The 19,404-nt window shown below is 73.3% G+C and carries 17 protein-coding genes; 7 read left to right on the top strand and 10 right to left on the bottom strand.

The window, feature by feature from the left end; translation table 11 throughout:
* Window positions 1-115: 115 nt before the first annotated feature.
* The 5 genes from ABTW87_RS19625 to ABTW87_RS19645 all read right to left on the bottom strand — a co-directional run bounded on the left by ABTW87_RS19625 (window position 116) and on the right by ABTW87_RS19645 (window position 6,710).
* Entirely contained in the window at window positions 116-1,183 is a 1,068-nt protein-coding gene (locus tag ABTW87_RS19625) for an ABC transporter ATP-binding protein (RefSeq protein WP_350652265.1), read from the bottom strand.
* Window positions 1,184-1,197: 14 nt separating this feature from the next.
* Complete coding sequence (locus tag ABTW87_RS19630) at window positions 1,198-2,187, bottom strand: ABC transporter permease (RefSeq protein ID WP_350652266.1); 990 nt, start codon at window positions 2,185-2,187, stop codon at window positions 1,198-1,200.
* Window positions 2,188-2,244: 57 nt separating this feature from the next.
* A complete protein-coding gene (locus tag ABTW87_RS19635) occupies window positions 2,245-3,996 on the bottom strand; it encodes an ABC transporter substrate-binding protein (protein WP_350652267.1) in 1,752 nt (583 codons plus the stop codon).
* A gap of 81 nt (window positions 3,997-4,077) precedes the next feature.
* Window positions 4,078-5,115, bottom strand: coding sequence for an ABC transporter permease (locus ABTW87_RS19640; RefSeq protein WP_350652268.1), 1,038 nt, complete (start codon window positions 5,113-5,115; stop codon window positions 4,078-4,080).
* A 338-nt stretch (window positions 5,116-5,453) separates the two neighbouring features.
* Complete coding sequence (locus ABTW87_RS19645; protein ID WP_350652269.1) at window positions 5,454-6,710, bottom strand: lycopene cyclase family protein; 1,257 nt, start codon at window positions 6,708-6,710, stop codon at window positions 5,454-5,456.
* A 42-nt stretch (window positions 6,711-6,752) separates the two neighbouring features.
* Here ABTW87_RS19645 and ABTW87_RS19650 point away from each other — a divergent pair, with 42 nt between their 5' ends.
* The 6 genes from ABTW87_RS19650 to ABTW87_RS19675 all read left to right on the top strand — a co-directional run bounded on the left by ABTW87_RS19650 (window position 6,753) and on the right by ABTW87_RS19675 (window position 11,499).
* Complete coding sequence (locus tag ABTW87_RS19650; protein WP_350652270.1) at window positions 6,753-7,607, top strand: class I SAM-dependent methyltransferase; 855 nt, start codon at window positions 6,753-6,755, stop codon at window positions 7,605-7,607.
* A 77-nt stretch (window positions 7,608-7,684) separates the two neighbouring features.
* Window positions 7,685-8,512, top strand: a complete 828-nt coding sequence (locus ABTW87_RS19655; protein WP_350652271.1) for an ArsR/SmtB family transcription factor — start codon at window positions 7,685-7,687, stop codon at window positions 8,510-8,512.
* A gap of 280 nt (window positions 8,513-8,792) precedes the next feature.
* The gene (locus ABTW87_RS19660; protein WP_350652272.1) at window positions 8,793-9,287 is read left to right on the top strand and encodes a hypothetical protein; all 495 of its coding nucleotides are present in this window, start codon (window positions 8,793-8,795) and stop codon (window positions 9,285-9,287) included.
* A gap of 89 nt (window positions 9,288-9,376) precedes the next feature.
* Window positions 9,377-9,988 carry a class F sortase gene (locus ABTW87_RS19665; protein ID WP_350652273.1) on the top strand — a complete coding sequence of 204 codons (612 nt, stop codon included), beginning with the start codon at window positions 9,377-9,379 and terminating at the stop codon, window positions 9,986-9,988.
* A gap of 121 nt (window positions 9,989-10,109) precedes the next feature.
* Complete coding sequence (locus ABTW87_RS19670; RefSeq protein WP_502891614.1) at window positions 10,110-10,502, top strand: YchJ family protein; 393 nt, start codon at window positions 10,110-10,112, stop codon at window positions 10,500-10,502.
* 208 nt (window positions 10,503-10,710) lie between these two features.
* On the top strand, window positions 10,711-11,499 hold the full coding sequence (locus ABTW87_RS19675) for a hypothetical protein (protein WP_350652275.1): 789 nt from the start codon (window positions 10,711-10,713) through the stop codon (window positions 11,497-11,499).
* Window positions 11,500-11,538: 39 nt separating this feature from the next.
* Here the strand turns inward: ABTW87_RS19675 and ABTW87_RS19680 are convergent, their stop codons facing one another.
* The 4 genes from ABTW87_RS19680 to ABTW87_RS19695 all read right to left on the bottom strand — a co-directional run bounded on the left by ABTW87_RS19680 (window position 11,539) and on the right by ABTW87_RS19695 (window position 16,692).
* Window positions 11,539-12,774: an MFS transporter gene (locus ABTW87_RS19680; RefSeq protein ID WP_350652276.1), complete on the bottom strand. Its 1,236-nt coding sequence runs from the start codon at window positions 12,772-12,774 to the stop codon at window positions 11,539-11,541.
* A 182-nt stretch (window positions 12,775-12,956) separates the two neighbouring features.
* On the bottom strand, window positions 12,957-13,892 hold the full coding sequence (locus ABTW87_RS19685; protein WP_350652277.1) for a mechanosensitive ion channel family protein: 936 nt from the start codon (window positions 13,890-13,892) through the stop codon (window positions 12,957-12,959).
* 72 nt (window positions 13,893-13,964) lie between these two features.
* On the bottom strand, window positions 13,965-15,002 hold the full coding sequence (locus ABTW87_RS19690) for a hypothetical protein (protein WP_350652278.1): 1,038 nt from the start codon (window positions 15,000-15,002) through the stop codon (window positions 13,965-13,967).
* A gap of 31 nt (window positions 15,003-15,033) precedes the next feature.
* Entirely contained in the window at window positions 15,034-16,692 is a 1,659-nt protein-coding gene (locus ABTW87_RS19695; RefSeq protein WP_350652279.1) for a serine/threonine-protein kinase, read from the bottom strand.
* A gap of 219 nt (window positions 16,693-16,911) precedes the next feature.
* Between ABTW87_RS19695 and ABTW87_RS19700 the strand changes: the two genes are divergently transcribed.
* Window positions 16,912-18,513: a sensor histidine kinase gene (locus tag ABTW87_RS19700; RefSeq protein ID WP_350652280.1), complete on the top strand. Its 1,602-nt coding sequence runs from the start codon at window positions 16,912-16,914 to the stop codon at window positions 18,511-18,513.
* A gap of 18 nt (window positions 18,514-18,531) precedes the next feature.
* Here the strand turns inward: ABTW87_RS19700 and ABTW87_RS19705 are convergent, their stop codons facing one another.
* The gene (locus ABTW87_RS19705) at window positions 18,532-19,377 is read right to left on the bottom strand and encodes a slipin family protein (RefSeq protein WP_350652281.1); all 846 of its coding nucleotides are present in this window, start codon (window positions 19,375-19,377) and stop codon (window positions 18,532-18,534) included.
* Window positions 19,378-19,404: the final 27 nt, after the last annotated feature.

A 19,404-nucleotide genomic window follows, 5' to 3' on the forward strand; every position in this document is an offset into this window, starting at 1 on the left:
TGCTTCGTCAACCCCCGCACCCGCAACAACGGCTCACCGGCCGGTCGCTGGTCCGCGGCGGCGACGGTGGGCTCGTCCGGCGCGGGTCCGGTCGGTAGGGCGGTGGTGTCGGTGCTCATCGGGCCACCCCCACGTGGGCGACGTCCTCGGCGTACAGGCGGGTGCGGTCGTCGGCCGAGAGATGGCAGGCGACCAGATGACCGGGCGCGCCGGCCGGGCGCAACTCGGGCACCTCGGCGCGGGAGCGGGTGCCGTTACGGTCGGCGTAGCGGCAGCGCGGATGGAACGCGCACCCCGACGGCAGATTGATCAACGACGGCGGATTACCCGGGATCGGCACCAGATCCGCCTCCGCGTCACCGTGCAACGACGGCACGCTCGACAACAACCCCCACGTGTACGGATGCTGCGGCCGCCGCAACACCTGCTCCACACTCCCGTGCTCCACCGCCCGACCCCCGTACATCACCAACACCTCGTCAGCCACCTGCGACACCACACCGAGGTCATGCGTGATCAGGATGATCGCCGAACGGAACTCCGCCTGCAGATCCGCCAGCAGATCCAGGATCTGCGCCTGCACCGTCACGTCCAGCGCAGTCGTCGGCTCGTCCGCGATCAACAGATCCGGGTCGTTCACAAGCGCCATCGCGATCATCGCCCGCTGCCGCATCCCACCCGAGAACTCGTGCGGATACTGATCGAACCGCCGCCCCGGCTGCGGAATCCCCACCCGGCCCAGCATGTCCACCGCCCGCTGCCGCGCCTCCCGCCGACCCGCGTCCGGATGGTGCACCCGGTACGCCTCGGCGACCTGCCGCCCCACCGTGTAGTACGGATGCAACGCCGACAACGGATCCTGGAAGATCATCGCCATGTCCCGGCCGCGCAGCCGGCGCACCTCCTCCTCGGACAACCGGAGCAGGTCGCGCTCGCCGAGGAGGATCCGCCCCGACAGGCGGGTACGGCGCTGGTCGTGCAGGCCCAGGATCGCCAGCGAGGTCACGCTCTTGCCCGAGCCGGACTCCCCCACGATCCCGAGCGTCCTGCCCTGCTCGACCGCGAAGGAGATCCCGTCGACCGCCCGGACGGTGCCGTCCTCGGTGGAGAAGTGCACCTTGAGGTCCTCCACCCGCAGGTACGGGCCGGCCCGGCGGGCGACCGGCACGGCGCTGCTGGTCATCTCGTCTCCCTTCATCAGCTCAGTCGCACCCGTGGGTCGATGACCGCGTACAGCACGTCGACGACGATGTTGGCGATCACGATGAAGATGGCGGCCAGCAGGACGGTGGCCATGACCACCGGCAGGTTCAGGAACTGCACCGCCTCGACGGTGGCCTTGCCGAGCCCTTGCAGGCCGAAGATGGTCTCGGTGATGAACGTGCCGCCCAGGGCCGTGCCGATGTCGAGGCCGGCGATGGTCACGATCGGGGTGATCGCGGCGCGCAGGGCGTGCCGGGTGTGGACCCGGCGCAGCGGCAGGCCCTTGGCCCGGGCGGTCCGCACGAAGTCCTCCGACAGGGTCTCCAGCATCTGCGCCCGGGACAGCCGGGCGTACAGGGCGGAGTTGAGGAAGCCGAGCGTCATCCAGGGCAGCAGGAGCCCCAGCGCCCACTTCGCCGGATTCTCGGTCAGCGGCGTGTAGCTCGGGAAGGGCAGCAGCCCGGTCGCGTAGACGAGCAGGTAGAGCAGGATCAGGCCGAAGAAGTAGACCTGCATGGAGGCGCCGGCGAGGCTGACCCCGATGGCGAAGCGGTCGAAGACCGTGCCTCTGCGCAGCGCGGAGATCATGCCCAGGGTCACGCCGAGCAGGATCCAGATCGCCGCCGCGCCGAAGACGATGCTGAAGGTGACCGGGGCGCGCTGCGCGACGATCTCGGTCACCGGCTGGTCGTTGCGGAACGAGTAGCCGAGGCACGGCGCCGGGCACTCGCGTTCGAACTCGCCCGAGCCGAACGTACGGCCGACGAAGATGCCGCTGGCGAAGTTGACGTACTGCTCCGGCAGCGGGTCCCGGATGCCGAGCCGCTCCTCCACCTGGGCGATGTCCGCGGCGGTGCAGTTCTTGCCGCACATCACCTTGGCCGGGCTGCTGGGCACCGCGAAGAACAGTCCGAAGGTGACCAGGCTGATGACGATGAGGGTGACGACCGCGACGAGCAGCCGCCGGATGATGAAACGGAGCATCCGTCGAACCTCTCGGGCTGCGGCGGGGAGCGGCCGGAGCCGCTCCCCGCCGGGGCGTCACTGCTTGACGTAGATGGTGTTGACCTGGATGGCGCCGAAGGCGTCACTCAGGAAGGCGTTGCCGACCTTCGAGCCGTGCAGCACGTAGGTGGCGTCGTAGTAGACCGGGACGACCGGGACCTGCTCGCGCATGATCTTCTCGTCGAGCTTCATCCACTCCGCGTCCTGCTCGGCCGCCGGCAGTTGCCGGACGCGGTCGACCTCGGCGCTGACCGCCGGGTCGTTGATGTAGGAGAGGTTGTAGTTCCCCTCGGCCGTGATCTCCCGGCCGTCGAACTGGGGCGGGATGATGGTCGAGCCGGTCGGCCAGTCCGAACCCCAACCACCCAGGTACAGGTCGTACGGGTTGTTCTTGCGGCCGATCTCGTCGTAGTAACTGGACGACTCGATGGACTTCATGGTGATCTTGAAGCCGCGCTCGGTCAGGGTCTTGCGGATCGCCTCGGCCTGCTGGGTGCGCTGTTCGGTGTTGGCGTGCGCCAGCACCAGCTCCGGCGTCTTGCCGCCGAGCAGCTCCTTCGCCTTCTCCGGGTCGCCGCTGGGCGGCGCGCCGAACACGTCGTACTGCTTCCAGCCGGCGGTGGTCGGCGACATCAGCGTGGTGGCCGGCGTGCCGGCGGCCTGGCCACCGATGGCCTTGAGTGCGGCGTCCTTGTCCACCGCGTAGTTGAGCGCCTTGCGGACGTCGACGTCGGTGACCCGCTGCGTGTTGATGTTGAGCATCCAGACGTACTGCGTCGGGCCCTTCACCACGCGCTCGGCCACCGCGCCGGACGTGGTCCGCGGCAGCACCGCGGGCGGCACGTCGGTCCAGGTGAACGCGGCCTGGTCGGCCGGGGCGTCGGCGACGAGCCGCTCGGCGATCTGCGCCCCCTCGAGTCCGAAGGTGAACTTGAAGGCGTCCGGGTACGCGGTGCGCAGCGGGTCGCTGTTCGGGTCCCAGTTCGGGTTGCGCTCCAGTTCCAGCGCCACATCGCGCTGGTACGACTTGACCTTGTACGGGCCGGACGAGAAGGGCCGCAGGTCGTAGTTGGTCTTGGTGTCCTTGGCCGGCGGCACCGGCGCGGTGGTGGCCATCGCCGCCGCGTACGGCATGTCGCAGTGCGGGTCGGCGAAGTTGAACCGGATGGTCTTGTCGTCCGGTGTCTCCACCCCGTCCGGCGTCGGCTTCCCGCCGTCGTACGGTCCCTTGTAGGTGGCGTTGTACTCGCCGCCCGGGTAGAGCCACTGCTGGATGTAGTGCGGCCCTTCGTTGAGCTGCGGAGCGAACGACCGCGCGACGCCGTACGCGACGTCCTTCGAGGTGACCGGCGAGCCGTCCTCGTACTTCAGCCCGTCGCGGAGGGTGAACTCCCAGACCTTGCAGTCACCGTTGACGTCCTTGCCGGGGTCCTTGGCCAGGTCACCGACGAGGAGCATCTTACCGGTGCCGTTCTCCTTGTAGCCGGTCAGCGACCGGTAGATCAGGTTGGTGGTCAGCTGCTGGACGTTCACGTAGTTGCGGGCCGGATCGAGGTGCTCGAAGTCGAACTCGCGCAGGACCGTGATCGTCCCGCCCTTGGTGGCGCCCTCGACGGCGGTGGCCGGGCCCTGGTTGTCGGCCGCCTCGTAGGAGATCGAGCCGGTCTGGGTCTTCGCCTCCTCGTTGCCGGTGCCGGTGCCACCGTCGTCGGTGGTCCGGGTGCAGCCGGTGGCGACGAGCGCCACGGACAGGACACCGATCGACAGTGTCCGGGCTGTTCTACGCACGGTGCTTCTCCCTTCTCACCCGGCGCGGGCCGCACGAGGCCCGCCGTTCGCCGGGCGAACGGTTGGTGATCGGATTTCGGGTTACCGGGTTGACCGGGGATCCAGGGCGTCCCGCAGCGAGTCGCCGAGGAGGTTGAACGCCAGGACCAGGATGAAGATCGTCAATCCGGGGAACAGGGTGTACCAGGGGTCGCTGGCCACGTAGCCGATGCTGTTGTAGATCATGCGACCCAGGTCGGGGGTGGGTTCGGTGACGCCGATGTTGACGAACGCCAGGGCCGCCTCGATCGCGATGAACTGCGGCACGTTCAGCGACAGGGTGACCAGGATCGGCGCCCAGATGTTCGGCAGGAACTGACGCAGCAGCAGGTGCCCCGTACCCGCGCCGGCGGCCCGCGCGGCGTCGACGAACTCCCGTTCCCGCAGCGAGATCACCTGACCGCGGACCAGCCGCGCCGTGTACGTCCAGCTGAACAGGCCGAACGTGGCGACGATGAGGGCGACGCGGAAGCTCGGCGGCGGCGCCTCCCGCGCGGTGAAGAAGCGGTCCTCGACGATGGGGATGACCGCGAGGGCGAAGATGAGGAACGGAAAAGCCAGCGTCACGTCGATGAACCAGTTGATGAGGCTGTCCAGCCAGCCCCGGGCGTAACCGGCGACGATGCCGACGGCCACCCCGATCAGTGACGCCAGCAACGCCGAGACGAAGGCGATGAACAATGACGTACGCAGGCCGTACACCAGTTGCATGAGGATGTCCCGGCCGCTGCCCGGCTCCAGGCCGAGCAAATGCTCACCGCTGATTCCGCCGGCGTAGCCCAGCGGCATGCCGAAATCGTTCAGCCGGTCGACGAACTTGTCGGTCGGATCGATTCCGGTCAACCGTTCGATCAGCGGCGCGGCCAGCGCCACGACCATCGCGACGACGAGGGTCACGCCGCTGACCAGCGCGGTGCGGTCCCGCTTGAGGCGGAGCCAGGCGAGCTGTCCGGGCGAGCGACCCACGATGTCACGGTGGGTGGTCTGCGCCGGCGTCTCGGCCGGTGAATTCACCTCGGCAATCGGGTCGGTCGGGTCCCCGGCCAGGGGCAGGGACGGTGGGTGGGACATGTCGCTCATCGCGGGCCCCTTCGTGGCGGAACTGCGTCTGCGCCGACGATAAGCGAGAAGGAAAGGGCGGAAAGAATCGTTCAGATAACGACGGGATCGGTTGTCATGCATCGACAACGGTTCGGCAACGGCACCGCCTCCTTGCCGTAACGACGCCATTCGGTTGTCATCCGTTCGGCCAACTCACAGCCAATTCGCAACGCAATGCGTGTCGATCCGGTTGTCATGGGTCCGTTTCGATTCCGTGTCGATCGGCCGCCACGACGGCCACCGTCGCTTGTGGAGGGTGCGTCGACGGTCCGGCGCTGCGTGCCCCGGCCGACGGCGGCTGACCGCGACCGGGACGCTCAGCCGTCCGAATCGGACGTGCACCGGTCCGGCGTACCGGTGACCGGCGGGGGGATCCGCCAGGTCGCGGGCCGCCGGGACGGGACCAGGCGGTCGCGCAGCCGGGCGCCCGCGTCACCGGCGGTGGCGGCGACCATCGGCAGCAGGCGGGTGGAGCGCATCACCGCGACCTCCTCGGCGGGGCTGGTGGCCCCGTCGAGGAAGCGCAGCACGCGTTCGGCGGGGTTGCGTTCGAAGAGCCGGTCGAAGAAGTCCGGGCCGGCGACCCGGCCGCGGTCCAGCGCCCGCAGGGCGACGGCGTCCAGCCACCGGTGCCGTCCGGGGTACGCGGGCGTCGGCACCGGCGGCCGGCCTGCGGCCAGTGCGGCGGCGACCTGCTCGGCCTGCCGGAGCATGGCGGAGAACGTGAATCCGGTGGACGGTCGGGTGGCGCCGCCGGCGGTGCCGAGACGGACCACCCGGGGCGAGGGACGCGGGTCGAACGGTCCGTCCGTCATCGGGATCACGCCGTTCTCGATCTCCCGTACGGTCAGCCGGGCCGGGTCCAGCCCGAGCCGGTCGCGGTACGCGGCCAGCGCCTCGTCGTAGCCGGCGTCGGTGAGCAGGCCGGGCGTGAACTCCGTGTACTCGACAAGCGCGTACCGGTCGCTGACCGGCAGCACGTAGCCGAACGACACGCCCCGGGCCGGTTGCGGGGTGCGGAAGTCCATCAGCACCGCCCGGCGCGGGTCGAACGTCGGCCGGTCGGCCGCGAGCCACCAGCCACGGAAATGCTGGAGCCAGTTGGTGCGGCCGGGCCGTCGGGGCGGCCGGGGCCGCGAGTCGAGCACCCAGGACGCCCGGACGGCCGCCCCGGCGGTGCGCACCGTGACCCGGTCGCCGTCGTCCTGCACGGACTCGGCCGCGGCGACGATCCGGATCGCGCCGAGCCGCTGTTCGGCGGCGGCAGCCCGGTCGTAGACCGGGCCCGAGCGCAGCATGGCGTACCGCAACGGGGTGAGGTCGAGGACCCGGCGCCCGGCGGCCGTGGCGACCTCGACCTGCGACCAGCTCGCCGCGAGCAGCGGATCGAGGTCGTCGTCGGGTCGGCCCCAGAAGGCCCAGGTCCGGTCCTGCCCACGGCGGTGGACCGGGTCGACGACGGCGACGCGCAGGTCGCGCACGCGGTGCCGGTCGAGGGCGGCGAGCACGAGCGACGCGGCCCCGCCGCCGCCGACCAGGGCGAGGTCGACGTCGACCGGTACTGAGGTGGGCACCCGTCCACGCTGCCACACCGGCCGGCGATATCGGGTTGGCGGGTGCCGGCTCGCCGTGCGACCGTCCTCGCCGTGGACGAACACCTCGCGGTCAACCGGGCCAACTGGGACGAGCGGGCACCCGCGCACGCAGCGTCGTCGGGGTACGCGGTGGAGCGCTTCGTCGCCGACCCGGGCCACCTGAGCGAGGTGGTCCGCTTCGACCTGCCGCGCCTGGGCGACGTGAGCGGGCTCCGCGGGGTGCATCTGCAGTGCCACATCGGGACCGACACCCTGTCGCTGCACCGGCTCGGCGCGCGGATGACCGGCCTGGACTTCTCGGCGGCGTCGCTCGCGGAGGCCCGCCGACTCGCCGAGCGGACCGGCGCCGCCGTGAACTTCGTCCAATCCGACGTGTACGACGCACCGCGGGCGCTCGGCGGCGAACGGTTCGACCTGGTGTACACCGGTGTCGGCGCGCTGTGCTGGCTGCCGGACATCCGGCGGTGGGCCGAGGTGGTCGCGGCGCTGCTGCGTCCCGGGGGCCGGCTCTTCCTGCGCGAGGGGCACCCGATGTTGTGGGCGCTGGACGACGAGCGCGACGACGGCCTGCTCGCCGTGGAGCATCCCTACTTCGAGCAACCGGAGCCGACGGTCTGGACCGACCCCGGCACGTACGTCGAGACGGACGCGACGTTCACGCAGAACACCACGTACGAGTGGAACCACGGGCTGGGCGAGCTGGTGACGGCGCTGCTGACGGCCGGGTTCGAGCTGACCATGCTGACCGAGCACGACAGCGCCCCGTGGGACCCGCTGCCCGGGCGGACCGTCGCCGACGAACACGGCGAGCACCGGCTGCGGGAGCGCCCGTGGCGGTTGCCGATGACGTACACGCTCGCGGCCCTTCGCCGCTGAGGCCGCAAGCCCCTGGACAGGCAACCGGCCGGTTGCGTATGTTCAAAGGCAACCGACCGGTTGCCTTTGGGGGATGCGTGGACGAGGTGTTCCGGGCCCTGGCCGACGCCAGCCGGCGCCGGCTGCTCGACGACCTCAACGCCCGCAACGGCCAGACCCTGCGCGAGCTGTCCGCCGGGCTCGACATGAGCCGCCAGGCGGTCAGCAAGCACCTCGCCGTGCTGGCGGCGGCGAACCTCGTGACCACGGTCCGGCGCGGCCGGGAGAAGCTGCACTACCTGAACGCGGCGCCGATCACCGCCATCGCCGACCGGTGGATCCAGCGCTACGACCGCGAGCGGGTACGCGCGCTCGCCGACCTGCAGACAGCATTGGAGCGAACCGGCATGGACGCACCCACCTTCGTCTACACGACCTACGTCAACACCACCGCCGAGCGGCTATGGGCGGCGCTCACCGAGCCGGAGTTCACCCGGCGGTACTGGGGCGGCGTCGCGCTGCGCTCGGACTGGCGGGTCGGCTCGCCGGTGCTGTGGCAGGACGAGCCCGGTGGCGAGTTCCGCGACCTGGGCCAGCGCGTCCTGGCCGCCGAGCCGCCCCGGCTGCTGTCGTACAGCTGGCACGGCTTCCAGCCGGAGCACGCCGCGCACTTCGGCTGGTCCGCGGAGGAGCTGGCGGCCCGGCTCGGCGAACGACGCTCCAAGGTGACCTTCGAGATCACGCCGCACGGCCGCTTCGTCAGGCTCACCGTCACGCACGACGACTTCTCGCCGGACAGCGAGATGCACCGGGCGGTCAGCGGCCAGCTCGACGGCAGCGGCGGCTGGCCGGAGCTGCTGGCCAGCCTCAAGACCCTGCTCGAGACCGGCGAGCCGCTGCCCGAGCCGCAGCCCGTCACGGGCTGACTGGCGGCGCTCGCCGCCCGATAACGGGCCATCGGCCCAACGGCGTCGGCACCGGCCCCCGGTGGCATCGATCGGGAGCACCGACGCGCCCGCCGCGTCCCGGCATTTCCGCTGCTCGGTCCGCCTGTGAGGTGGACATGTGACGGCAACGAGGATTTCTCATTTTCACCGGATCGTGGGCCCAACCCACCTAGTGTTGGGCACACCGGTGCTAGTCGCGGAGTTGGCCACCCGAACGACGTCCCACCCATCAGCGGACGAAAAGTGAGGGAAGACGCGTATGAAGGCGAAGAAAGTCCTCGTGTCGGCGGCGGCCGGTGTCGGCCTCGGCACGCTGCTGCTCCCGGGCGCCGCGCTGGCCGAGACGATCGTGTCACCGGCCACCACACCGGTCGGCGGGACGGTCGTGCTCACCGCCACCACCTGCAACCCCAAGTCGGGCGACGCGATCTTCCGCGTCACCGGTCCCGACCGGGACATCAACGTCCGCTCCACCACCGCCGCGGCCGGCGGCGGGCTCAGCGCCGAACTGTTCACCGCCGGCTTCACCCTGGGCACCTACACGGTCACCGCCACCTGCGGCGACGGCAGCGCGGCCGGCACGGCCACGTTCACCGTCACCCCGATCGGCGGCGCCCCGGCCGGCGGCCGCGACGCCGGTGGCGGCGCCGGCTCGCTCGCGGCCGGGATCGCGCTGCTCAGTTCCGCCGCCGGCGGCGCCGTCATCCTGGCCCGCCGCAAGCGGCACGCCGCAATGGCCGCCGCCGCCCGCTGAGGCACTGCTCCGTCCATCCCTGGGAACGGGTGCCCGCACCGGCCGGCCGCCGGCGCGGGCACCCGGGCGACGAGCGTACGGAGGTGGCGGTGTCCCGAAACCGGCCGAGCTGGGCGGCCCGGATCGTCGCGCTGCTCGGCGCGGCCGGGCTGGGCCTGGTCACAAGTGTCGTGGCGGCTCCCCCGGCGCCACCCCGACCGGCCGGCGCACCGGTCGGGGCCCGCCCGGCTCCGGCACTGCCGCCACTGCCACGCGCCGAGCCCGTGACGGTCCGCGCCCCCGCCATCGGGCTCGACGCGCCCCTCGTGCCGGTCGGCGCCGACGCGCGCGGTCGACTGGAGGTGCCATCGCTGGACCGGCCGGCGATCGCCGGCTGGTACCGGCACGGGCCCAGCCCGGGCGAGCACGGCAACGCCGTCCTCGTCGGGCACGTCGACACGACCGCCGGCCCGGCGGTCTTCTTCGATCTCGGCCGGCTGCGCGCCGGGGACACCGTCCGGGTGGAACGCGCCGACGGGCGGGTCGCCGCCTTCGCGGTCGACGGCGTCACCGCGTACCCGAAGGACCGCTTCCCGAGCGACCTGGTCTACGGACCCAACCCGGCGGCAGGGCTGCGCCTGATCACCTGCGGCGGCCGGTTCGACCCGGACCGCCGCAGCTACGTCGACAACGTCGTCGTCTTCGCCACCCGGGTCGCGTGAGCCGGAGCGCGCCCCGGGCCGGGCCCAGCCGAGCCGCCCGCCCCGCCGCGGCCGGCGACGATCACGCCGCCGGACGGCCCCGGTCCGGACGCCGACGCCGGCGGGCGGGAGGATGGCCGGCGTGGTGAAGCGTGGCGAGCGACGAACCTGCCCGTGCGGCTCCGGCCTGCCCTACGACGGGTGCTGCGGACGGCTGCACGGAGGTGCGGACGCGCCGACCGCGGAGGCCCTCATGCGCTCGCGGTACTCCGCCTTCGCGGGGGGCGACGCCGCGTACCTGCTGCGCACCTGGCACTCCTCGACCCGGCCGGCCCGGCTCCGGCTCGACCCGGACGAGCGCTGGACCGGCCTGGAGATCGTCGACACCCTCGGCGGCAACCTGTTCGACGCCACCGGCGAGGTGGAGTTCCGGGCGCACCACCGCGCCCGCGGCCGGGCGGGCACACTCGCCGAACGCAGCCGGTTCGTCCGCGAGGACGGCCGCTGGGTCTACCTCGACGGCGAGACACGCTGACCGGCACCGGGATGCCCGCGACGTGGCGCGGTCGGTACGATGGGGCCGGCGCCGTCCCGCGCCCCACCTCCCTCCCGGTGCTCACGCCATCGGCCTCGCGGAGGCAAAGGGGGCCCCTGCCCTCGGGACGCACCACCACGTGCCCCACTTCGGCGGGGCCGACGGGAGCGTGAGTCCTGCCGGCCGTGCCGTGAGCAGGGAGCATGTGATGACGAATCAGCGCGCGTTCAAGTCCCGGGTCCGGGCCCGGATGGCGAAGACCGGCGAGAGCTACACGACCGCCCGCCGGCACCTGCTGGCCCGCGCCGACACCGAGGCACGCCTCGACGCCGGCGCCACGCCTGTCGAGGGCCCGGCCGGCGCCCCGGCGGCCGACCTCCCCGGCACCGCACCCGAGCCGGCGACCGCCGAGCCGGCCCCGCCGCCGGCCGGTGGCGCCGCCGGGCAGATCGAACGCATCCCCGACGCGTTGCTGCTAGAACGGACCGGCCGGGACTGGGCCGGCTGGCTCGCCCTGCTCGACGAGTGGGGCGGCACGGAACACAGCCACGCCGAGATCGCCCGTTGGCTGGTCACCGCCCACGACGTGCCGGGCTGGTGGGCGCAGACCGTCACCGTCGGGTACGAGCAGGCCCGTGGCCTGCGGGCCCCGGGGCAGCGTCGAGGCGGCGGATACTCGGCCGGCGGCAGCCGGACCGTCGCGGTGCCGGTCGACCGGCTGTTCGCCGCGTTCGCCGACGAGGACCTGCGGCGACGCTGGCTGCCCGACGTGGAGCTGCGGGTGCGTACCGCCACCGCGCCGAAGACGTTCCGCGCCGACTGGGCGGGCGGGCCGACCCGGATCGTGGTCGGCTTCGTGCCGGCGGGTGCGGCGAAGTCCCGGCTGTCGGTGGCGCACGAGAAGGTCGACAGCGCCGAGCGGGCGGCCGAGCTCAAGGCGTACTGGCGGGACCGGCTGGGCGCGCTCAAGCGGCTGCTCGAGTCGGACGGGACGTGAACAGGGGCGGCGGCCCCACGGCGGGGCCGCCGCCCGAGCTCAGCCGTCCCGTCGCGGCACCCGCCGGCCGCGCGCCGTCAGCAGGGCGACGACCAGGTACGGCACGGCGGCCACCGCGAACGCCACCCCGTTGCCGGTGGCGGTGGCGAGCCCGCCGTACGTCGCGTAGACGGCGATGATCGTGACGTCGGTCGCCATGCCGGCCAGCGAGGTGACGGTCGCCCGGCTGGGCCCGGTGATCCGCGCCTGGAGTCGGGCGTCGGCAAGCACCGTGGCCAGTTGGAACCCGCAGAAGGCGACGCCCACCAGCAGGAACCCGCCCGGGTGGCCGACCAGCGCGCCGACGGCGAGCGCCACGGCCGATCCGGCGAGCAGGCCGGCGTATCCGCGGCGGCCCAGCCGCTCCCCCGCCGGAGCGAGCAGTCCACCGGCCGCCGCGCCGAGCCAGGTGAACAGGAGCAGCAGCGGGACGGTCGACGCGGCGACGCCGGTGTCGTAAGCCAGCAGCGGGCTGTACTCGTCGAGCGCGCCCCAGACCGCCGCCACCACCCCGACCATCAGCACCGCCCGGCGGACCGCCCGATCGGCGCGCGCCTCCGCGAGACCCGCCCGGAGGCTGGCCCGCCAGCCGAGGTCGTCGCCGTCCGGCTCGGGGGCCGGCGCCGACGGGCGAGGCGGGTGGGACGGCTCACGGTCGTCGGGGAGGCGGGTGGCGACGGCCGCGGCGAGCAGGCACGCGAACACGCTCGCCGCCCCGACGGCGAGGTAGCCACCGAAGGCCAGCACCGGCGCGGCGAACACGATCGACGCCAGCGCGCCGAGCGTCCCGGCGGTCCGGGCCCGCCCGATCACCCGGGCGTACCGGCCGGCCGCCCCGAGCTGGTCGAGACCGGTGTAGACAAGCGCCTCCAGCGCGCCCGAGACGAGCGCTCCGCCCGCGCCCCAGAGCAGGAAACCGACCGCGAAGGTCGGGTAGGACGGCACGAGCACCCAGAGCGCGAAGCCGGCGGCGGTCACCAGCGGCGCAAGGCAGAGCAGCAGCCGCCGGGAGACCGCGTCGGCAAGCGCGCCGGAGGGTACCTCCAGCAGCAGGCTGCTGGCCGACCAGATAACGAACAGCGTCGAGATCTGCCACACCGTGAGGCCGGTGTCGGCGAACAGCAGCGCGTAGACGGGGTAGAGCAGGACGAGGTCGCTGAGGAACGCGTACGCGTACAGCGTTCCCGCGAGCCGCCGGACCCGGCGGTCGGGCGGACGGACGGTGACAGTGATCATGGGGCCTTCCCGTGGGACGGATGCGGACGCCGGGCGTACGGCGACCGCGGCGGCCCACGGGACGGGAACTCAGCGGTGGATCAACATCGCCACGTCATGCGGCTGATGGTAGCCGGGCCGGACCCGGGCGACCACACGGTTCGGGGCGGGACCCGACCGGTCCCGCCCCGATGCCGTGGCGGTCAGCGGCGGGACCTGTCGACCTCCGACGGCGGGATGACCATCGTCGCCTCGACGTCCTCCGGGGCCGGCTGCGTCGGCACGCCGCGCGGGGTGTCCTCGGTGGCCTGCGGCTCACGCGGCACCGGAACGGTCGGGTCGGCACCGGCCGTGGGCCGTGGCACCACCTGGGTGGCGTCGGCCGTGGGCACCACCTGCGTGGCGTCGGCGTCGCCGCCCAGGTGCGCGGCGGCGTCGCGGCGGCCCGCCTGGTAGGCGCGGGCGTGCGTGGCGATGGCGTGGGACTCCTGCTCCGCGCGGGCGAGCCAGGACTCCCAGCGGCTCTGCATCGGACGGACCAGCCCGCCACCGACACCGACGACCAGGATGCCGCCGGCCGTGGCGAGCACCGCGATGAGCACCGGCGTGGTCACCGCGGTGGCGACGCCGATCTGGTTCAGCGCGGCGATGACGCCGAGACCGAGGATGAACACGTACGCGATGGTGGCGAGGATCCGCCCGTACGACAGGCCGCCGAGCGCGCCGTTGACGATGTCGCGGACAGCGTTGGCGATCGCGGCGGCGACCACGACGATCACGATCGCGACGAACGCGCGCGGCAGCCACGCGATGACGGCGGCGATCAGGTCGGAGACCGGGTTCGGGCCCCAGATGCCGAACGCGAGCTGGAGCGTGACCAGCAGCACCGCGTAGTAGGCGAGTCGGGCGACGATGTCGCTGGCGTCGTAGCGGGACCGGGCGAGGGCGCGGCGGATGCCGCCGCGCTCGACGGCGCGGTCGAAGCCGACCCGCTCCAGCACCTTGTCCACGATCTTGAGTACGGCCTTGGCGATCAGCCAGCCGGCGACCAGGATGGCGACGAAGGCGAGCGCCTTCGGCAGGAAGAGCAGCACCGAGCGGAGGGCCTCCCCCGCCGCGTCACCGAAATTCTCTGTCATCGGATTCTTCCCTCCAGGGGCGTGCGGTTCGACCGCCGACCTACCCCCGGTGGGTTCCGGAGAAACCCGCGGTCAGCCGCCGCAGTCGTAGGCCACCGCGGCCCGTGCCTGCGCCGGCGCGGGCTCGAGGATGTTGACCGTCGCCGTCTCCGCGGTGCTGCCCACGCCGCTGAAGGACCAGCGCAGGGTCAGCCGTGCGGTGCGCTGCCCGTAACCGACCCGTTCGGTCAGCACGGTGCCGGGCGCGCTTCCGGAGCGCAGCCACTGGTACCGGATCTCGCCGGCCCGGCCGTTGGTGGTCACGGTGGCCACCACGTCGACGGTGACGTCACAGCGGGTGCCGGCCGGTTCGGGCACGGCCACCGTGACGTCGGTGATCTCCAGTGGACTGAGTCGCTGCCACAGGTACAGCCCGGCGATCGCCATCAGCACCAACGTGAGCAGGGTGGACAGCACCGAGGCCACGCGGCGCCAGAGCGACCGGCGCCGCGGCGCGGCTGCCGGCCAGGACGGGGCGGGCGGCGGGGCGGCCGGCACGCCGGGCCCGAACCGGATCTCGCCGCCGGCCGCCGCCGCACCGCCGGTACGCGCCCCGCCCGGCGCGGCGGCGCTCCACCCGCCGGGGATCGTTGCCGGGCCGGGCGCCGGGGTCCGCCCGGGCGCCGACCACGCCGCTGCCGGGCCCGTCGCGGAGGCACGACCGGCCGCTGTCGTCCACTGCACCGGGGCGGCGGCGGTCGGCTCGCCGGTGCCGGGCGGCCGTCTCCCGGCCGTCGGCGAGTGCCCGGCGGTGACCGGCGACCCGTCCGTCGGCGCTGGCGCGCCGAGGTGCACGGTCCGCTCGTCGGCCGGTTCCGCAGCGCCCAGCCGTACGGTCGGCTCGCCCGCCGTCGGCTGGCCGGGGGCGAGGCGGGCCGTGGGCTCCGCACCGCTGAGCCGGACGGTGGACCCGTCACCGGCGGCCAGGTGCACGGTGGCGTCGCCGCCCATGCCCGCGGTGGCATCGCCGCTCAGGTGCACAGTGGCGTCGCCGCCCAGGTACGCGGTGGCGTCGCCGCCCAGGTACGCGGTCGGCTCGTCCGGCGCCGTCCGGTCGTTCGGCTGGCTCACGGCTGCCCGCCTCTCGGTCTCCCGGGCACCGTCAGCCCGGGGTGCAGTAGGAGTAGAGGGTCACGTGCACGGGCCCGCCCTCTGCCGACGTGTTGCCGGCCCGGTCGACGGCGACCACACGGACCGGGATCCGCGTGGTGTTGGCCGGTCGCGGCAGGTCGGCGAGCACACCGGTGAACACGCCCCGTCCCGCGTGGGTCATCACCACCTCGCCGGTACGCCCCTCCAGCGTGTACCGCAGGCGAACCCGCAGGTCGCCGACCGGGGTGCGGTCGTCGGAGGCGGTGGTGGTGACGGTGCTGGCGGTGGGCCCGAACGGGCAGCCCGTCGGGTCGAGTTGGGTGGGGCTGGCGGAGACCTTGCCGACGGTCGGCGCGGTGGTGTCCGGCGGTGGCGGTGGACTCGTCGACGTGCTCGGTCGCGGTGTCGGCGGGGTGGTCGGCGGGGCCGTCGTGGCCGGTCCGCCCGGGGCGGTGGGGTCACCGGGGGCGGGTGGGGTCCCGGTGGCACCGCCGGCCGGTGTGGTGGTCGGTCCGGCGGTCGGCGTGGTGGTGGCCGCCGGAGTCGGCGTCGGCACCGCGGCCGGGCTGCCCGGGGTGAGCACCGTCCCCGCGGTCGGCGGCGGATCGAGCTGCGAGGCTGCCTCCGGTTTTCCCCGCTCGGCGTAGCTGAGCCCGGCGCTGCCCAGCAGCACGGCCGCCGCGGCCACGCCGGCCACCAGGGCCGGCCGGGCGCGGCCGCCGCGCAGCCAGCCCCACCGGCCGGTGCCCGATCCCAGCGCCGTGGTGGCGACGCTGGTGGCGCCGCCGGTGCGGTCCGGGAACGGGAAGAGCGCGGCGAGCAGGGCGGCGCGACGCGCCAGCTCCCGCAGGCCACGCTCCTCCCAGTCCGGCCCGAACGCCTCGGTCGCCACCTGTTCGAGCACGGCGAGGAAGACCTCGGCCGGTTGGGGCCGCTCGTCCGGACGCTTCGCCATGCCGTGTCGCAGCAGGTCGTGCACCGGCTCGGGAGCGGGCTCGGTGGGCACCGGGGCCTCGGCGTGCTGCCGGCGCAGGGTGAACAGGTCCCGGCCGTCGTACGGCGGCCGGCCGGTCAGGCACTCGTAGAACGTGGCGGTGGCGGCGTAGATGTCGCAGGCCGGGCTGGCCGGCGCGCCCGTCCACTGCTCGGGCGCCATGTAGCGCGGCGTGCCGGTGACGGTCCCGCCGGAGTCCGTGCCCACCGGCAGGGCGATGCCGAAGTCGGCGAGCTTGCTCGTGCCCTCCGCGGTGACGAGCACGTTCTCCGGCTTGTAGTCCCGGTGCACCACCCCGCGGGCGTGTGCGGCGCCAAGCCCGGCCAGCGAGCCCTTGAGGACCACGAGCGCCGACTCGGGGGTGGTCGCGCCGTTCGCGCGCAGCATCTGGCGCAGCGACACCCCGTTGACCAGCTCCATGACGATGGCCGCGCCGGACGGCGACTCCACGTACTCGTAGAGGCGCGACACGTTCGGGTTGTCGATCTCGGCCAGCAACCGGGCCTCGGTGCGGAACGCGTCCCGGAAGGACGGTTCGTCGCCGACGGCCCGGGTGAGGTACTTGATCGCCACCGGGGTGCCCGTCTGGTCGTGTACGGCCAGTTCGACCCGGCCGGACGCGCCCGCGCCGAGCTGCCGCACCGGCGTGTAGCCGGAGAGCTGCCAGCCGGTCACGTTCGCACCTCCTCGGTCGCGCGGGACGAAAGTGGCCGCCCCGCTGGTCATTGTGGCCCCGCCGACACGCTGGGCCATCGGCGCAACGGCTGCTTCCGGGGCCCGGACGGCGGCCGGGCCGCGGGTGATCCGTCGCGGACAAGCCCAGTGGTAGCAGGAGCCGGCAAGCCCTCCCCGGCCACCCGGCCGACTCGTGGCGGCTGTTCTAAGGTGCAGTTCGTGACGAGCAACGCAGATCCGCCACCCGTGGCCGTCCGGAGGATGACGACCCGACGCTGGCTGAGTGTCATGTTGCTGACGATGACGGCCCTGGTCCTCGTCGGCGGAGGGCTCGGTGCGGCGGCGCTGTCGCACACGGCCGAGGTCTCCAACCGGCTGGCCGACCGGATCGCCCCGGCCCGCGCGGCGGTCGGTCACCTCGACGCCGGGCTGCTGCGGCAGGTCGCCGCGGTGCGCGGTTACGTCGTCACCGGCGACGAGTCGATCCTCGCCCCGTACGGCGAGGCGATCGGCGCCGAACGGGCGCGGTGGGACCGGATGCGGGAACTGCTCGCCGACGAGCCGGAGGCGCTCGCCGACCTGGACCGTGCGGGCGGGCTCGCCGACCGCTGGCGGGCCGGGTACGCCGACCGGCTGGTCGCGGCGCGGCGGGCGGGTGCGCCGCCGGCCGAGCTGGCGTCGCTGGTGTCCCAGGGAGCCGCGTCGTTCGAGGCGGCGCGCACGGAGCTGACCGGTCTGGCCGACCGGCTCGACCGGATCCAGGCGGCCGGCCGGGCCGACCTGGACCGGGCGCGGGCGCTACGCGACATGACCTTCGTGGCGATCCTCGCCGCGCTGCTGGTCTGCGGGATCGTCCTGTCGGCGCTCGTGCGGACCACGGTGCTGCGCCCGCTGGAGCGGCTCGGCTCGTCGGCCCGCCAGGTCGCCGGCGGCGACTTCCGGCACCGGCTGCGCCCGGAGGGGCCGGCGGACATCGCCCGGCTCACGGCGGACGTCGAGTCGATGCGCCAGGTGGTGGTGGACGCGCTGGAGCGCAGCCACCGTGACCGGGACGCCCTGGAGCAGCAGGCGGCCGAGCTGCGCCGGTCCAACGAGGACCTGGAGCAGTTCGCGTACGTCGCCTCGCACGACCTGCAGGAGCCGCTGCGCAAGGTGGCGTCGTTCTGCCAGATGCTGGAGCGCCGCTACGCGGGTCAGCTCGACGACCGGGCACGCCAGTACATCCGGTTCGCGGTCGACGGGGCCACGCGCATGCAGGAGCTGATCAACGACCTGCTGGCGTTCTCCCGGATCGGGCGCGTATACGCGGACCTGCGCGAGGTCGACCTCGCGGAGGCGTTCGCCCGGGCCGAGGCGAACCTGTCCGGCGCGATCCAGGAGGCGGACGCGACCGTCGTCGCCGACCCGCTGCCGACGGTGCACGGTGACGCGACGCTGCTCACGATGTTGTGGCAGAACCTGCTCGGCAACGCGGTGAAGTTCCGCCACCCGGACCGGCGGCCACAGGTGCGGGTGACGGTCGAGGAGACGCCGGACGGCTGGGCGTTCGCAGTCGAGGACAACGGGATCGGCATCGACCCCCGGTACGCGGACAAGATCTTCGTGATCTTCCAGCGGCTGCACCCGCGGGGTACGTACCCGGGCACCGGGATCGGCCTGGCGATCTGCAAGAAGGTCGTCGAGTACCACGGCGGGACGCTCACCCTGGACGAGGCGTACACCGGTGGGTCCCGGTTCCGGTTCACGCTGCCTCGACCCGCCGAGGTCGTCGTACCCGCTCAGCCGGACGGGCCGGAGACCGCCCCGGCGGCGACGGTGTGAGCCGGCAACCACCCGGTCCTAGCGGTGCTGCCCGCCCCGGTGCCCGTCGCCGGTCACCGGGGCCACCGGCTCCGCCACGGCCTCGCCCTGCTCCGCCGGGGTGGCGCGCGCGTACCTGTCGAAGAAGCGCAGCAGTTCCACCGGGAACGGCATCACCAGGGTGCTGTTCTTCTCCGCCGCCACGTCCGCGACGGTCTGCAGCAGGCGCAGTTGGTACGCCCCCGGGGTGCCCGCCATCGCCCGCGACGCGTCGGCGAGCCGGCGGGACGCCTGGTACTCGCCGTCGGCCGCGATCACCCGGGCCCGACGGTCCCGCTCGGCCTCGGCCTGCCGTGACATCGAGCGTTTCATGCCCTCCGGCAGCGCCACGTCCTTGACCTCGACCCGCTCGATGTTCAACCCCCAGGGCTCCTCGGTCGGGGCGTCGATCACCGACTTCAGGTCGGCGTTGACCTTGTCCCGGTCGCTGAGCAGGGTGTCCAGGTCCACCTTTCCGATCACCGAGCGCAGCGCGGTCTGCGAGATCTGGAGCACGGCGGCCGGGTACCGCTGCACGTTCACCAGGGCCTTGATCGGTTCCACGACCCGGTAGTAGACGACCGCGTCGACGGTGAGGGTCACGTTGTCGCGGGTGATCGCGCCCTGCGCCGGCACGTCGATGACGGTGGTCTGCATGCTCACCCGGACCATCCGGTCGGCGATCGGGATGATCAACCGCAGGCCGGGCTGCCGAACCGGCTGCACCACCCGGCCGAACCGGAACACGACACCGCGCTGGTACTGCTGCACGATCCGGATGCTCAGCGCACCGAGCAGGACCAGGACCGCCAGCACGATCACCACGCCGATGGCGGTGGCTGCCATGACACCCCCCGATCCGGTAGGTCCCCA

Origin of the sequence: Micromonospora sp. NPDC126480, assembly GCF_040302465.1 — a bacterium.
In the GTDB taxonomy this organism is placed as follows: Bacteria; Actinomycetota; Actinomycetes; order Mycobacteriales; family Micromonosporaceae; genus Micromonospora.

Bases quoted from the DNA above. Each gene is read 5' to 3' on its own strand.
- ABTW87_RS19625 (WP_350652265.1), bottom strand. From the start codon at position 1,183: ATGACCAGCAGCGCCGTGCCGGTCGCCCGCCGGGCCGGCCCGTACCTG.
- ABTW87_RS19630 (WP_350652266.1), bottom strand. From the start codon at position 2,187: ATGCTCCGTTTCATCATCCGGCGGCTGCTCGTCGCGGTCGTCACCCTC.
- ABTW87_RS19640 (WP_350652268.1), bottom strand. From the start codon at position 5,115: ATGAGCGACATGTCCCACCCACCGTCCCTGCCCCTGGCCGGGGACCCG.
- ABTW87_RS19660 (WP_350652272.1), top strand. From the start codon at position 8,793: ATGAAGGCGAAGAAAGTCCTCGTGTCGGCGGCGGCCGGTGTCGGCCTC.
- ABTW87_RS19675 (WP_350652275.1), top strand. From the start codon at position 10,711: ATGACGAATCAGCGCGCGTTCAAGTCCCGGGTCCGGGCCCGGATGGCG.
- ABTW87_RS19680 (WP_350652276.1), bottom strand. From the start codon at position 12,774: ATGATCACTGTCACCGTCCGTCCGCCCGACCGCCGGGTCCGGCGGCTC.
- ABTW87_RS19685 (WP_350652277.1), bottom strand. From the start codon at position 13,892: ATGACAGAGAATTTCGGTGACGCGGCGGGGGAGGCCCTCCGCTCGGTG.
- ABTW87_RS19705 (WP_350652281.1), bottom strand. From the start codon at position 19,377: ATGGCAGCCACCGCCATCGGCGTGGTGATCGTGCTGGCGGTCCTGGTC.